This is a genomic window from Clostridium thailandense (assembly GCF_019207025.1).
Classification (GTDB): Bacteria; Bacillota; Clostridia; order Clostridiales; family Clostridiaceae; genus Clostridium_AM; species Clostridium_AM thailandense.
In genome coordinates this window covers 1-15,401 of the sequence record NZ_JAEEGC010000119.1, presented here as the reverse complement: position 1 = coordinate 15,401, position 15,401 = coordinate 1, and the positions used below count along the sequence as shown (strand labels likewise).

The window sequence follows — 15,401 nt, the reverse complement described above, 5'->3', positions numbered from 1 at the left end:
TATGAAAAAGAGTTTATTATTCTTAATTATAATTGTTTTACTATTTTATATAAGACATATTCTAAGAAACAAGAGTAGAGAAAAATATATAGCTATAGGAAATGAACAAATAATTGGCAAGAGAGAAGAACAGGAGGATAGCTTTTCTACAATAGTAAGTGAAAAAGGAATAATGGCTGTACTTGCAGACGGAATTGGAGGATATTCAAAAGGGAAAATAGCAAGCAGTATTGTTGTAAATACCTTTGTACATGAATTCCTAAAATCACCTGACTTAGCTCATATGGAAATTTTTTTTAAAAGCACTGCTAAAACAGCTAACAAAGAGATACTGGAGAAAATAAAAGGAGTAAAGTCAGGCAGTACTGTGGCAGTAGTTATAATATATGAAAACTATCTCTATTGGGCATCAGTAGGAGATAGTGCCATAGCCTTATTTAGAAAAGGAGAATTCATAAATCTTAATAAAAAACATATTTTTGAGTCCCTACTACAGGAACAATACCTTTCAGGAAAAATTTCAAAAGAAGCAATACTGAAAAATCCCATGAAAAAGAGACTTACAGATTATATAGGACATGATGAGTTCAAGGAAATAGAAATAAATAAATATCCAATAGAGCTAAAACAAGGAGATAAGATAATATTATGCAGCGACGGGGTATATAACAGTATATCTGAATTTGAAATGGAGAAAGTGCTTGAAAAGAATGTGGAACCTTTTAAGGCCTCGGAGGAAATTATAGATATAATTAATAAAAAAAATTATCCTAAACAAGATAATGCAACAATTATTGTTTTAAAAAATGAGGACTAGAGGTAATAACAATATTTAGAATATAGGTTGTGTTAAAGGAAGAGTTAACGAGGTGTTTAAATGAGAAAAGATAACAGCGAGTTTAAAACAAGCTTTACATCTGAAGCTGGAGCCTTTGCAATAAATAAAGATTACTTTGCTTTTGTTGAATTAGATGATTTTGCCTGTTATGTTGCGGCAGATGGTATAGATTCTGATGAAGACATTAAAAGTGCGGAGCTAGCGGTAAAAAGTATATTCGCGGATTTTACTGAAAAGCCTACAATGTCCAGAAGAAGGTTAAAAAGATATATGATAAATGCTAGCAAAGTATTAGAACAGGAAAGCAGAAGCGTAAGATTAAAGGCCAGCTTAATAATGATAGTAACAGATTATTCAAAAATAGTTTGGGTATGTACAGGTAATGCAAGATTATATCACTTTAGAAAAGGTAGATTTAATTTTAAGAGTAAAGATCAAAGCTTAGCCCAAATGATGGCTGAGGCTGGAAAAATAGATGAATATGAAATAGATCAGCATGAAGAGAAAAATAATCTGGTAAATTATTTGGGAAAATCAAATAACTTCACACCTTTTATATCAAAAAAATACAAATTGAATGATGGAGATGTAATGCTGCTCTGTACATCAGGTCTTTGGGAAAATGTAAATATCAATGAAATGACGGCAGCACTGAAAGATGCAGAAGAACCGGAGCAGTTTATAGATAGCCTTGAGGAGCTCCTTTTATCAAAGCAGAAAAGGCTTCTAAGTAACTATACTGCAGCGGCCATCTTTGGCAATAGAATTTTTAAAGAAAGTAACAAGGATAAAAAAGATTATATAAAAAAAATAGCTGCAGTAATGCTGCCTATTTTGATGATAAGTGCAGGAATAATAACATATAGAATAATTAATCTAAAAAAGCAGGCCACAATTAGAGCACAGCTAATCAAAAGCGAAAGCAATGGAGATGAATTTATAAAGGATGGAGATTTTGATAAGGCGCTTAAGGAATATCAAGATGCTGAAGCAGATCTGCAAAAGTTAAAGATTAAGGACAAGCAAAAAGAGTTGGACAAAAAATGTAAGATAACACAATACATAGTAGATGGAGATAAAAACTTTAAAGATAAAGATTATGAAAAAGCAGAAAAAAATTATGAGAAAGCAAAAAAACTGGCAGATGAGGAAAAAGACTACGATGAAAAAGAATTAAATAAAAAGATATCTCAAACCAATGATTTTATGGACATCCTTGCCGTTGAAAAGCAGGGAGATACTCAATTAGAGAATCAAGACTTTGCAGGGGCCAAGGAAACTTATACAAAGGCTAAAGGTCTTGCAGATAAATTTTCCTTTGAAGATGCGAAAAAAGATTTAAAAGCAAAAATACAGGATGCTGACTCTAAAATAGCAGATTTAGATAAAAAGCAAAAAGCTGTACAGGGTACTGACTCTGAAAAACAAGGAGACGATAGTTATGCCGCTAAAGATTATAAAAAGGCATTGGAGGCTTATTTAACTGCACAAAGTACCTATCAACAATTAAATAATCTTCAAGGAGTTTTAAGTATTGAAACAAAAATAAAAGATGTACAGGAAAAGCTTAATCCACCTGCAGCACTTGATGCTAACAAAAGTACTCCAGCACCGAGTGAAGGTACAAGCACTAATACAAAATAATCAACCTATTATAAGGTTTTAAGATAGAAATATAAAACATAGTAAGGGAAAGATTTAAATGAGAGATATAATAACCGACAGATTGAATAAAATTGAAGACTTAGAACAACGTAAAATGCTGAAAAATATTATGCAGGGAATTTTTACAAATCTAATGGATTACGAAGAAAATATGTTCAAAAGCCTTGAGGAAAGAGTTTTTAGTGAAATAGAAAATAAAGAAAAGAAATATGATATATACATTACAAGCTGTCATAAAAATAAAGTCGATCCTGTAGAGGAATTTTTACATCCCATATTTGAGGAAGATATAGAAGATAAGAAATATGATATAAAGGAAATTTTACAAAAGCTAAAAAATAGAGAAAAGGTAAAACTATTCACTATTTTTATGAACTGCAGCTATATAACTATAAAAGGACTTACAGATAATGAAAGAAGTTATGAGGGAAAGCTTATTACAGACAAGGGAATATATAAAATAGAAATAAAATTAGAGCAAAATAAAAAATATATGAAGAAAATAGAAAAGCTATATGATATTTTTCAAAGAAACAGCCTTTCCTGGAGAACAATAAATAATCCTTATGCAAATAAGTTTTTTGATGTTACTTTAATAAAATGCCAGGGAATTACAGAGGAAGAGGAAATTAAGGAGATATCACTGAACCTCGAAGAATACGAAAAATATAAAAAGATAGATATTGTACCCCTTTGGAATATTGAAGAATTAAATTTAAAAAGCAGTGGATTTCCTGTGCCTGCAATAGATAAAGTGAATTTTGAACATATATTATCCTTAAAAAGATTAGGTGCATGCAATGGTTATCTTGTTGATACAGAAGAGGAGGTAAGATATATAAAGAGGACAGAAGAGGAGCTTACTATAGTTTCTCCAAAGGAAAAAGCAGGTAGTTGGAAGGTACTTAAAATAGTACAGCCTCAATTAGAGCAAATAAGAAAAGGTGAATATAAATTAGCATCAAACAGCAGAATAGATGGATTTATTAATAGATTTTCTCAAAAGCAAGCCTCCATTATAAGAACTAGAGGAGAAATAAACAGAATAGTAAATTCTTTTGAAGTATCTAAGGACTTTGAGCTTGCAGTTATAGAGATAGAGGATAAAAAAGAGGCAGAACTGACCTATGACATGAATTATTTTATAGCAGATGATATAAGGGTAGGAAACAGTAAGAAAATAATGAAATTGAAGTTTACAACTTACCTAAAGGATAGTCCAATTATATATGACCTTGTAAGTTTTCTGGTATCGGAAATACAGCTTTATTTTCCAGAATATAAATGCGAAGGTGAACTTATATGAATTATGTTTGGGATTTAGTGATTAAAGCTAAGGCTTTGGGCATACCAAAGGAAAAGCTTAAATTTTCAGCAGCAGAGACCTATTCCCCTTATATGGAATTAAGTAATGCATATATAAACTCCAAACTAATAGAGGAAGAAGTAGAGCTTAATCCCTATTATAGGTTTTATGAAATCTTCAAGGATATGTTCAGTCTAGATAATGAAGAAAATTTAGAGGTAAGAAATACTTTGTTTGATATTTTAATTCATTTTCTAACAGATATGGATCTAAAACAAGGAATGAATAAAAAAGAATATTATATCAAATTTATATTACAGGATATTAAGAAGGATGTATTTGGGAAAATTCCAAAGGAGAATTTAGAATTTTTTAATGAGACTGAACAGGACATGCTAGCTGGCAATATTTTAAGGCTTTATATAACGGGACAGTCTTTATATCTACTAAAGGACAGCATAAGAAAATTATTTAAACACTCTATGATATATATAAATTCTGAAGAAAAGGATGAATTGCTTTTTTATATTGGCGAGGAGAAAAAAGATGAAAAATTAGCAAAACTGGAATTTGTAAAGGAAATTTTTCTCCCTATAAAATTTAATACAAAAATCTACTGGAAAAATCACTTCGGAGTAATAGACGTAAATGAAACAATGACAATAGGAAATATAGTGATTTATTAATGCTACTATGAAAAATAAGTAAATAGGAGAGTAATATAAATATGCATTCATATAAGCTTAAAACAAAAGGCAATAGCTATAAAAGAAAATATACAAGAGAAGAACTAATGGAAATGACCACATTTCAGCTTAGAAATATATGCTTTGAAGAAAGAATAGTAAAGGGAGTAATAAGCAATCTTGATAGAGAAAGCTTTATAAAAACAATTCTCAAGTACAGAGGAAAAGAGGAAAGTTATCTTATTGAAGCTTATAAAGAAGGCGGTTTTGAGAAATTAGAGGAAATATTAAAAAGCCATCTTGTCTCAAAGCTTCCAGACAGTGAAGTAATTAAAATACCTGCAAAAATAACCCTGTATCCTGAAATAGGTATCAAAAAGGAAGATATGTACAAGGTCACAATAGAAAAAAACATAATAACAGAGTCAAATGTGCTGCTTGTAAGTGAAGGCAACGATCTGTGTGGAATATTAAATTTGATAAAAGATGATAATGAAGAAAATTTATACTATTTAGTTACAGAAAAAAACTTAAAAATAAAAAAATCACAGAATAGAAACTACAGCTTATTATTTTTTAATAAAGACGATTCCGAATATATCTTCAGTGCATATTATTCAGACCTGCCCCTTCCTCCTGCAAACTTAGAGTATTATAAGCTTCCTCTGCTTGAACTTGAGATAAAAGAATTAAAGGAAACCAATACAGTTCTGGCAATAGATTTTGGAACTTCAAATACAACAGCAGGATTATACCTAAGCGGCACCTATGTAGCAAATCCTTGCTATAATGACATATTAAACGACAAGATAGTATTGAATGATATTAATTATGTTAGGTTCATGGATGTAACTCAAAAAAATGAAGTATGGATAGAAGCACTGCCTACAGTAGTATATGTCTCTGATTGTGAAGATCCAGAGAACATAAAATTCTGCTTTGGATATCAGGCGCAAAAGATAATAAGGAGAAATGATTATAGCTGCAGTGGCAGCCTATATCAAGGGATAAAAAGATGGGGAAATGACTATTCCAAAATAGAAGAGGTATATGACAGCAAAGGGAATTCAGTCAGGGTACAAAGAGGGCAAATTATAAGAGCTTATATAAAACATATAGTTGATACTGCGGAGCATCAATTTAAGTGTAAATTTAAAAATTTACATATTTCGAGTCCTATAAAGTTAAAACAGCAGTTTATAGATATGTTTAAGGAAATACTGCCTGAATACAATATTGAGACAGAAGATTCACTGGATGAGGGAATAGCAGTACTTTACAACACCATAGCAGAGCAAATACAAAAAAACAGCTTTTATAATGGAGAAGAGTACAAGGCATTAATAATAGACTGTGGAGGCGGAACAACGGATTTATCCTCCTGTGCTTTTTCTATTGAAGAGGGTCCTATTTCTTACAAAATAAACATAGAAACTACTTATGAAAATGGGGATACAAATTTTGGAGGAAACAATATAACCTACAGGATAATGCAATTTATGAAGATAGCCTTTGCAAACTACTATAAAACAGGAAAAATTGTAGAAATAGATGAACTTATAGACTTTCCCGAGGATGATATTTTTAGATACATAGATGAAGCAGGTGTAAAAAAAGTATATGAAAACCTTGAAAAGAGATATGAAGAAGCAGAAAATACAATACCTACACGGTTTAAAGAATATGAAAACAGATCGAGAGAGGAATATGAAAATGTAAGAAATAACTTCTATTTTCTATGGGAAATAGCTGAAAATATGAAAAAAGAATTTTTTAAGAGGACAAATGTATTAAGAAATAAATTTGGTTATTTTAGAAGTGAAGAAGAAAGAGATCTTATAATAACTCCTTTAAATAAGTGGAATGTATCAATACTTGAAAGAGATAAGTTTATAAATGTCTATGAATTTCCTGATGTGATTTTCAATATAAAGGAAATAAATAAATTATTAAAGGGTGATATATACGAGGTGGTAAGAAAATTTCTTGAGGATTTTTATGAGAATGGAAAGCTTCAGGAATATTCAATAATAAAGTTAACAGGACAATCCTGCAGAATAGATATTTTTAAAGAAGCCTTAAAAGAGTTTGTTCCAGGAAAAAATATAGAGTTCAAGCAGAAAAAAGAAGAGTTGTATAAAGTATCAGAGCTTAAAATGTCTTGTTTAAGAGGAGCAATAAGATATTTAAATTCCAGGAGAAGAGGAGATATAGAAATAAACATAAAGAATCAAATACCAATAGTGCCTTATTCTGTGAGTGCTTTTACTTATACTAAAGAAGAGAAGCTGCTTATATACAGTTTGGAAAAAGTAAACCAAGCTCAAGGTTTTATTTCAAGACCACTTGGAGCTGAGGAAGTAGAATTTTATTTGAAAAATGCAGAAGAAATTTTAAAGCATAAGTACAGCTACAAGAATGACTTTAGTGAATATGAACTGGTATCGGAAGAAGATATAAGAGAGAGCTATGGGGAAGAAATATATCAAGAAGACATAGATACCATAATAAATGGTGAAATAAGATTTTTTGTTTTCGCCCATGAGAAAAGCTGGGGCTTTTATGTTGTTCCTATAGGTAGAGAAAAGGATCAGCTTTATTTAGGAAAGAAAAAATATTTTGCTTTTGAAGATGATTTATCGGAACTTGATTTTTTTGACGGATTGAAGTAATAAAGAAGCTTAAATTGTAATAACGGAGGAAAAGTTATGTATAAAAAATTATCATACTTACTACTAATATTAATTTCTATATTATTCAATGCACAGCTTGTATATGCAAATAATATAACTAACTCAGATGTAAATTGGGTAGAAGGGCCCAAAACAGTAGATGTTGGAAGTGATTTAGCCAAATTAGATTTACCCGAGGAATATCGTTTTGCAAATGGTGAAGATGCAAAAAAATTGATGGAGAAAATTGATAATTCCAGTACCGGGAAGGAACAAGGGATAGTCTTTCCAAAAGATAATTCACAAAATTGGTATGTTTTATTTGAATTTGATCCTATAGGCTATGTTAGTGACAGCGAATCTAAAAAAATAGATGCAGATAAATTGTTAGAAGAGATAAAGGAAGGCACAGAAAAAGATAATGAAGAGAGAAAGAAAAAAGGCAGCCCAACGTTAGACATAATTGGATGGGATGAAAAACCACATTATGATGAAAAAACTCATAATCTTGTCTGGTCAATTTTAGCAGATGATGGTGAAGGCAAAATAGTAAATTATAATGTAAGAATTCTTGGTCGTGGTGGAGTAACCGAAATTACATTAGTTGCTGGCAAGGATGAAATAGAAGGCCTAAAACCCAAATTAGAGAGCATAGTCAGCAAATATTCTTATAAGGAAGGCAAAAAATACACTGATTACATTAAAGGGGACAAAGTTTCAGAATTAGGGTTAACAGCATTAATTGCAGGAGGGGCAGGAGCAGCTGCATCAAAAGTGGGCATACTTGCCATGCTTAAGAAGATATTAATAGTAGGGTTATTAGCACTTAAAAAAGTATTCATATTAATTATAGTGGCAATAGGTGTTTCATTTAAGAAAATATCACGTTTATTTAAAAAGAAATCCTCTAATAATGAAGAATATGCTTCAAATGCAGAGGTTGATAATTTAATTAATTCTAATATAGAAACGCCAAAAGAAATATCTGAAACATCTTATGCTTTAGATAATAAAAAGGATTAAAGGGGAGGAACATAAAATGAATCAAGAAGTTAATAACAATTTAGCAAACACAGAAATAAAGTCAGGTAATAAAAAGAAGAAGATCTTAGCGACTATTATTGGTATCCTTGCTGTAATTGCAATAAGTGTATATGCACTCAAAATAATAGAGGAGCAAAAAGAAGAGGCAGCTCAAAAATATATAATATCAATATCACAAAAATTATTAGATGGTACTGCTATTAAAACAAATTCCGCAGATAAAAAAGACTATGGAAAACTTGTTCCATTAGTAAGTATTGCCAATGAAGATGTTGATAAAATTGTTTCATTAAATAAAAGTGCTGAGAAAGAATTAAATGGGAATATGTTTAAAAATAATATGAACACCAATGAACTTATAGGAAGTACTTCTGCAATAGAAAAGTCAAGAAAAGAAATAGGTAGTATCAATAATTCACTTGCTAAATATGAAACAGGTATAAATGAGAATAAAACAAATATTGACAAAAAGCTAGCTGAATATAAGGGGATAAATACTGAAGCTGAAAAAAATTTAATAAGTGATTACAACAATCTAAGAAAGAAAAATTATGATAAGGATATGAAAGAATTAAATACAGTAAAAGCTCTTGTAGCATCAATGGATAAATATCTGGCATTTTTACAATCAAGAGAAGGACAGTATGTTATTTCAGGTGGCATGATCAATTTCTATAATCAAAACGATGTAGATGAGTGTAATAAATTAGTAGGTAATATAACAGAACTAAGCAAACAATTGAAAAATAAATAAAATGAGGCTTTCTCTTTTAATTTATAAGCTAAATGTTTGGAGGAATAAAATTGTTTGTTAACATATTTCCTAATTTTGATAAGGGAAGGATTTTAAAAAAAGAGATGCTGGACAATCTAAGAGATTATCCAAGAAACTTTTTAGACATTTACTTTAAGGATTTTTCAAAGGGGATAATCTCTGGAGTAGATCTAATAGTAGGGGAAAAAGATATTACAGTAACAAAAGGAATAATTAAATTTGATAATAAGATATATATGCTTGAAAAAGAAATAAGTATTCCATATTATGCAACAAATAAAGAAGCAATAATAAAGGTAAGGTTTTTAGATGGTGCATTAAACAGCGATTTTACCATAAATACTGCAGAGGTATTTATAGATGAAAGCGAAAATATAGAAAGAGATGAACTGGAGCTTGGAAGGTTTAAGCTGAAGGAAAAAGCAAAGCTGAGACAGGACTATACAGATTTTTATGACTTTTCCACAGAATACAATACTTTAAATCTTATAAATGCAGAGTATTCGGGAATTAATAAAAGTACAATACATCCTGACATATTAAGATACTTTGCCGGAACAGTTTTTAAAAATAGAGTGGACAATCCCTATGATATAGCTTTTGCAATGCAGTGCATGAACCAAAGTCATATTGATAGAGAAATAGTAAATTTTTATATTTCAAACAGGCTTGGAGTAGAATACAGCAACTATTCTAATATGCAGATATATAAGTATCTCTGCCAGATAGTTAGGGAAGTGGAAAGTGGAGTAAGGAGAAAGGTTCAAAATAGGCAGAATAGACAAGCTAGAATCATTGTTGATTAGAGAAGGAGGCAGACTTAATTGGAAGAAAATTTTAATAATAATTTACCTAATGTAGAACCAGATTTTAAAACTAAAAGAGGCAGAGGAAAAGAAATTACTTTAAAAATTTTATCCTTTATATTTATCATATTAGCAGTATTTTTATCTTATCCTGTAAATACTCAACGTAGAGAAAATAATGTATATAATTTGGGTTATGCAGCGGGGATTTCAATAGGAATTGCAGTAATCAGTTTAGTTATTTGCTTCTTAATAAATAAAGCAGGTCGTAAGGGGAAGAAAAAAGTAGGTTTATTTGGATTCTCTATTATAGTTCTATTATTTTCAATAGGTAATTTTACTGCAGCAGTAATAGAGAATTCTAAAGAACTAAACGCATATGAATATGTATTAGAAATGTCAGACAATGGTACAAGCAAAATAGAAGAAAATCAGTATGGAAAAATTACTCCATTGATGAGTATTATAAGTGAAGATATAAATCAAATTTATTCTAGAGATAAAAGTCTTCTTAATGAAACTAAAGAAAAATTATATAAGGATGAGCTTTTAAAATCTATAAACTCAATAGAGGTTTTAGGGAGTGTAGATAAAATTAAGGAGACTAGAAAAAATTTAAAAGAATTGGAAGGACATTTTAGGAAATATGAAACAGATATAAATAATAATAAAACTAATACTGATAAGAAGCTTGAAAATGTAAAACGTTTAAATACAGAGTTTGAAAAAAGATTATTAGATACATACAACCTTATAAGGAAAGAACATTATGACAAAAGCATCAAGCTTGTGAAGAATTCAAAGGAACTTGAGGGTAGAGTAGATAAGTATCTCGCGTTTATGGAGGAAAAGCAAGGAAGTTATAGGGTAAAAGATGAAGAAATAATGTTTTATAATCAAGGCGATACTGATACATGTAACAAGTTAATAAAAGATATAGAAGAATCAAATATAAAATAACTCATCAAATTATAGCAGGAACAAAGGTTATTAGAGCTTAAAAGGTTTGAAACAAGGAGAGAAAATGCATAGAAAGGCAGCTATTGGAGCTATCAGAAAGGAGATTAGGGTATGACACGGGATGAAGCCTTAAAGCATTTTGATGAAAACTATGTGCAGACTAAAAGCATTGAAAAGTTTAAGCGTATAGAAGAATATTACTTAGCTAATAAAGAAAAAATAATAAATTCATTTATAGAATCCTTTAAGCAGATATGTTTAAAAATAAAAGACTGTCAGTTAAAAGGAGAAAAAGGAAATATAGGTTACATACAATATTCTATGTTAAGAACTAACATAATGGAAAAAAAGTATGAATATGTAGTACATGCTTTTGATACCTATTGGTATTTCGATGAAGAAAACTGCAGCGTTAAGTATGATGTTAAATGGATATTTAAATTTTTAGATGAGCTAGAAGACGAGTTAGAGGAAAAAAGAGTATTATACATGAACAAAATAACAAAGGCAGATATAGATAAAATAAAGTTAAGGCAGCTAGAAGTTTATAATAAGATTCTTGCAGCTGTAGCAAAATATGCAGTGGAAAAGGCAGTGAGATTAAAGGAATTTGAAGATATACTGCTAGATGAGGTATTGGAAGTAAGATCTGGTGAATATAGAGGAACAAGTGAAGTAATATACAAAGAGGATAAAGGTAAAAAAGAAAATGTTAGTTAAACAAGGAGCATTCCTGTAATGAAAAAATTTAAAAGTGGATAAAAAAAGCACCTCCTGATAGAATACAGGGTATAATACTTTGCAAAGTTTATCCCTAATTAAATAAGACTATCATTGGAGGTACCTAAAATGAATTATAACCAAAACAAAAGAATAATGCAAATAAATGAACAAACTTTAATTGTTGGTGTTGATATTGCAAAAGAAAAGCATGTTGCAAGAGCGCAGGATTTTAGAGGAATTGAGTATGGTAAAACTCTTAGCTTCGCTAACAGTAACAAAGGTTTTTATGAATTTTTCAATTGGTTCACTAAATTATGTGCGGAGCACTCTAAGGACAATATAATTGTAGGTATGGAGCCTACAGGACACTATTGGTTTTGTTTAGCAAAATTTATTAGACAAAAAGGAATTAAGATAGCTATTGTTAATCCTATGCATGTTAAGAAGAGTAAAGAGCTTGATGATAACTCTCCAACTAAAAATGATCCGAAGGATGCTAGAGTCATAGCTCAACTTGTTAAAGATGGCAGGTTTGCAGAACCTAATATGCCACAAGGTGTATATGCTGATTTAAGAAGCGCTATGTACCTTAGAGAGGTGTTAATAAAAGAAGTAAATAGCACGAAGGTAAGAATTGTTCGTTGGCTTGATATATATTTTCCTGAGTTTAAAGATGTATTTTCATCTTGGGAAGGTAAAGCTGCATTATTAACACTAAAACACTTATCCACACCATCTAAAATAGCTAATATGAATACAGATGATATTTTAAGGTTGTGGAAAACTAAAGTTAAAAGAGGCGTAGGCGTTAAACGTGCTCAATTACTTGTGGAAAAAGCTAAAATATCAATAGGTGTAACAGAAGGTATTGTAATGGCTGAATATGAGTTGCATTATCTTTTAGATAAATATGATACTGTAATGCTTAAGTTAGAGGATTTAATGGTTAAAGTTGAAGTTATATTAAGTGAAATACCAGGAACTAAAGAAATGATGTTAATACCAGGTCTTGGGCTTGTAACTGTTGCAGGCTTCTTATCTGAGGTTTGTGAACTGGCACAGTATGCACATCCACGTCAGATTCAAAAACTTGCTGGTTTAACTCTAAAAGAATATAGTTCTGGTAAACACAAAGGTCAAACGACTATAACTAAAAGAGGAAGGCGAAAACTTAGAGCATTACTATTTAAGGCTATAATGCCTATGGTGGAAAAGAACAAGGAATTTAAGTCACTGCATCAATATTATACAACACGTACTAATAATCCTTTAAAGAAAAAACAATCACTTATAGCATTGTGCTGTAAACTCATAAGAGTTCTTTATGCAATAGGAATAAAAGGTGTTGCTTATAATCCACAGAAACTAATTAATGATATTAAACATCCAGAAGTTACAGGTAAAGTAGCTTAATAATTGTTTATAACTATTTTATAGTTTAATTATAAATTATCCACAGATTTTTAGATTATAGATCTTTGAAAAAAAGAAGCTAGGAGAAGTCAGGTTGATATTTTTTCCATTAGGGCATAGACCCCGTCAAGGAGCATAACTGACCTCCACCTCATGGATAGGTTGAACGAAGGAATTTAGGGACAATGATCCTGCGAGACATGGGAGGGTAGACCACCTTGAGTATTGTGGAGATCCAAGGCAGACATAAATTACCAAATGCTACGCATGTCTGTTTAGATCGCCCTATTAATTCCAAAATATTTTAAATTTAAGAGTACTATCCAAAAGCTTCGCTTTGTCAATTTTAAAAATCTAAGAATAAGTGAGTATATTAAAGAAATTTAAAGATTATAGAGGGAGTATAAAAAATGGAGTATTTTATTATTTGCCAGGATAAAAGAGTTTTAAATTCTGTAGAACCGATTGGAGTATCTAAAGAAATAGATAAAAATATAGATACAAAAGTTGAAGACGAAATGCCTGTACAATTTTACATAAAGGAAAAAAAAGAAAATGAATATGTAGATTATATAGAAGGACAAACGCCCTTAATATCAGATAAGTTAAAATATATTTTTGAAAAGTTTCAGGAAGATATATTCCTAAAACCGGCAGTACTTGCAGATATTAAAAGAATGAGGCAGGATTTATATTGGATAATGATTCCTCAAGCTGTAGAATGTCTTTCGCCAAAAGCCGAATTTAATAAAGATGGTACCTTAAAAAGACTTGTAATAGACGAGACTAAGATTGGTTTTACGAAAATTTTCAAGGTGGATGGCATACTTGAAAATTTCATAATGATAAGTTTGGATTTAGCAGAAAGCATATTAAGGCGAGACTTTACGGGGATTAAATTAGAAAGGGTAGAAAAAGAAGTTAGAAAGGGTGAATAGATATGGATAAAATCTATGTGGTTGATGGTGCAACCTTGCAATGTAGTTTTGGCAGCGAAGAGAGTATTTTTAAAGTATCGCCAGGTCGGGAGACCTATACTAATGGTCAGCTGCAGGCAAATACCGGAGATTTTAAACCTATGGTAAATATAATGACTTTTAAAAAGTGCAGCAGTCCTTCAAATCCTGCACCAGTAATAGGAACAGATGATAAGGGAAGACCACAAAAAATATGTACTCCAGTTATTACAATGCCCTGGATTAATGGAAAAGAAAATACTTTAATAGAAGGATGTCCTGCTTTATTAGATAATTCAACTACAATGTGTATATGGTGTGGGAAAATAACTATTTCAGATGATGGTCAACAAGTTTAATTAAGAGGAGGGGAGTTTAGTGGATGCAAATAAGGTCACAACTTATGGTGATATACAATTGGTAGCCCCTTATGAGCTTAAAACTTTAACGAATTTAAAAATAATAAAAAAGATAAATGATCATGGAACTATATTTTTTACAGGAATAATTTCTGAAGAAGAAAAAGCAAGTTATATAGAAATGACGGATTTAAAAAAGGAAATAGAGGTAAAGAAATTAGAAAATAATTCTGCAGTAAGGACATTATTTAAGGGCACTGTAACTCATGTTGAAATAAAGGCAGTAAGGGATATATATTACATGGAAGTAGAAGGAATATCTCACAGCTATGAAATGGATATAACTCTTAAAAGCAGATCCTTTCAAAAAAGTGATATGAGCTATGAAGAGCTTGTAAAAAAAGTAATGTCAAGTCATGAAGGTGCAGATTCTATAGATACAGCTTCTAAGGGGAAGAAGCTGGAGAAGTTTAAAATACAGTACAACGAAACAGACTGGCAGTTTTTAAAAAGAATGGCTTCAAATTTTAATACAGCTGTAGTAGCAGACAGTACTTCTCCTAAACCTAAAATTTGGTTTGGAATACCAGAAGGAGAAGATAAGGGGGAGCTTAATAATTTTCATTACAGCATAAGAAAAGATATATCAAATTACATGAGCTTTTCACAAAACTTCATTTCTTATATAGAAGAGACAGATTTCATATATTTCAAAGTTGAAACAAATGAGTATTTTAATATAGGTGACAAATTAAAGTTTAAAGACAAGCAGCTGTATGTTTCAGAAGTAACCGCTTTTATGGAGGACAGTACCTTAAAGTATGATTATACTTTAGTTTCTGAGAAAGGCTTAAGTCAAAAATTAATATTGAATGATGAACTAAAGGGGTTATCTTTGGAAGGAAAAGTTGTAGAGGTTAAAGCAAACAATGTTAAAGTTAATCTTGATGTAGACAAGGATTATGGAAATAGTGATTATTGCTGGTTTTTATATTCCACGCTTTACGCTGGAGGAGGAAACGGTGGCTGGTACTGCATGCCGGAGGCACAGGATAGTGTAAAGCTTTATTTTCCTTCAAATAAAGAGGAAGAAGCCATAGCTATAAATTCTGTAAGAAAAAAGGACAAAGGCGGAGACAAAATAGATAGTCCGGAGGTTAAGTATTTTAGAGCAAGCTCTGGTAAGGAAGCAATGTTT

At 30.7% G+C, this 15,401-nt stretch carries 14 protein-coding genes; all 14 read left to right on the top strand.

Annotation, left to right across the window (positions count from 1 at the left end; genetic code table 11):
• The first annotated feature begins 1 nt into the window (after position 1).
• Positions 2–817 (top strand): PP2C family protein-serine/threonine phosphatase, encoded by an 816-nt coding sequence (locus I6U48_RS20715; RefSeq protein ID WP_218322385.1) that lies wholly within the window; start codon positions 2–4, stop codon positions 815–817.
• A 60-nt stretch (positions 818–877) separates the two neighbouring features.
• On the top strand, positions 878–2,482 hold the full coding sequence (locus tag I6U48_RS20710) for a PP2C family protein-serine/threonine phosphatase (protein WP_218322384.1): 1,605 nt from the start codon (positions 878–880) through the stop codon (positions 2,480–2,482).
• 58 nt (positions 2,483–2,540) lie between these two features.
• On the top strand, positions 2,541–3,809 hold the full coding sequence (locus I6U48_RS20705; protein ID WP_218322383.1) for a normocyte-binding protein: 1,269 nt from the start codon (positions 2,541–2,543) through the stop codon (positions 3,807–3,809).
• Complete coding sequence (locus I6U48_RS20700; protein WP_218322382.1) at positions 3,806–4,495, top strand: hypothetical protein; 690 nt, start codon at positions 3,806–3,808, stop codon at positions 4,493–4,495. The genes I6U48_RS20705 and I6U48_RS20700 overlap by 4 nt, the downstream gene beginning before the upstream one ends.
• A gap of 41 nt (positions 4,496–4,536) precedes the next feature.
• Entirely contained in the window at positions 4,537–7,167 is a 2,631-nt protein-coding gene (locus I6U48_RS20695) for an acetate and sugar kinases/Hsc70/actin family protein (RefSeq protein ID WP_218322381.1), read from the top strand.
• Positions 7,168–7,203: 36 nt separating this feature from the next.
• The gene (locus I6U48_RS20690) at positions 7,204–8,190 is read left to right on the top strand and encodes a DUF2167 domain-containing protein (RefSeq protein WP_218322380.1); all 987 of its coding nucleotides are present in this window, start codon (positions 7,204–7,206) and stop codon (positions 8,188–8,190) included.
• 16 nt (positions 8,191–8,206) lie between these two features.
• On the top strand, positions 8,207–8,965 hold the full coding sequence (locus I6U48_RS20685; protein ID WP_218322379.1) for a hypothetical protein: 759 nt from the start codon (positions 8,207–8,209) through the stop codon (positions 8,963–8,965).
• A gap of 50 nt (positions 8,966–9,015) precedes the next feature.
• Complete coding sequence (locus I6U48_RS20680; RefSeq protein ID WP_218322378.1) at positions 9,016–9,792, top strand: hypothetical protein; 777 nt, start codon at positions 9,016–9,018, stop codon at positions 9,790–9,792.
• A gap of 18 nt (positions 9,793–9,810) precedes the next feature.
• Complete coding sequence (locus I6U48_RS20675) at positions 9,811–10,752, top strand: hypothetical protein (protein WP_218322377.1); 942 nt, start codon at positions 9,811–9,813, stop codon at positions 10,750–10,752.
• A 111-nt stretch (positions 10,753–10,863) separates the two neighbouring features.
• Complete coding sequence (locus I6U48_RS20670) at positions 10,864–11,472, top strand: hypothetical protein (RefSeq protein ID WP_218322376.1); 609 nt, start codon at positions 10,864–10,866, stop codon at positions 11,470–11,472.
• 129 nt (positions 11,473–11,601) lie between these two features.
• Positions 11,602–12,888 carry an IS110 family RNA-guided transposase gene (locus I6U48_RS20665; protein WP_218322375.1) on the top strand — a complete coding sequence of 429 codons (1,287 nt, stop codon included), beginning with the start codon at positions 11,602–11,604 and terminating at the stop codon, positions 12,886–12,888.
• Positions 12,889–13,298: 410 nt separating this feature from the next.
• The gene (locus tag I6U48_RS20660; protein WP_218322374.1) at positions 13,299–13,826 is read left to right on the top strand and encodes a hypothetical protein; all 528 of its coding nucleotides are present in this window, start codon (positions 13,299–13,301) and stop codon (positions 13,824–13,826) included.
• A gap of 2 nt (positions 13,827–13,828) precedes the next feature.
• A complete protein-coding gene (locus tag I6U48_RS20655; protein WP_218322373.1) occupies positions 13,829–14,203 on the top strand; it encodes a DUF4280 domain-containing protein in 375 nt (124 codons plus the stop codon).
• Positions 14,204–14,222: 19 nt separating this feature from the next.
• The coding region (locus I6U48_RS20650; protein WP_218322372.1) for a contractile injection system protein, VgrG/Pvc8 family at positions 14,223–15,401 on the top strand (1,179 nt) is incomplete at its 3' end.

Bases quoted from the DNA above. Each gene is read 5' to 3' on its own strand.
- I6U48_RS20715 (WP_218322385.1), top strand. From the start codon at position 2: ATGAAAAAGAGTTTATTATTCTTAATTATAATTGTTTTACTATTTTAT.
- I6U48_RS20710 (WP_218322384.1), top strand. From the start codon at position 878: ATGAGAAAAGATAACAGCGAGTTTAAAACAAGCTTTACATCTGAAGCT.
- I6U48_RS20705 (WP_218322383.1), top strand. From the start codon at position 2,541: ATGAGAGATATAATAACCGACAGATTGAATAAAATTGAAGACTTAGAA.
- I6U48_RS20700 (WP_218322382.1), top strand. From the start codon at position 3,806: ATGAATTATGTTTGGGATTTAGTGATTAAAGCTAAGGCTTTGGGCATA.
- I6U48_RS20695 (WP_218322381.1), top strand. From the start codon at position 4,537: ATGCATTCATATAAGCTTAAAACAAAAGGCAATAGCTATAAAAGAAAA.
- I6U48_RS20690 (WP_218322380.1), top strand. From the start codon at position 7,204: ATGTATAAAAAATTATCATACTTACTACTAATATTAATTTCTATATTA.
- I6U48_RS20685 (WP_218322379.1), top strand. From the start codon at position 8,207: ATGAATCAAGAAGTTAATAACAATTTAGCAAACACAGAAATAAAGTCA.
- I6U48_RS20670 (WP_218322376.1), top strand. From the start codon at position 10,864: ATGACACGGGATGAAGCCTTAAAGCATTTTGATGAAAACTATGTGCAG.
- I6U48_RS20665 (WP_218322375.1), top strand. From the start codon at position 11,602: ATGAATTATAACCAAAACAAAAGAATAATGCAAATAAATGAACAAACT.
- I6U48_RS20660 (WP_218322374.1), top strand. From the start codon at position 13,299: ATGGAGTATTTTATTATTTGCCAGGATAAAAGAGTTTTAAATTCTGTA.
- I6U48_RS20655 (WP_218322373.1), top strand. From the start codon at position 13,829: ATGGATAAAATCTATGTGGTTGATGGTGCAACCTTGCAATGTAGTTTT.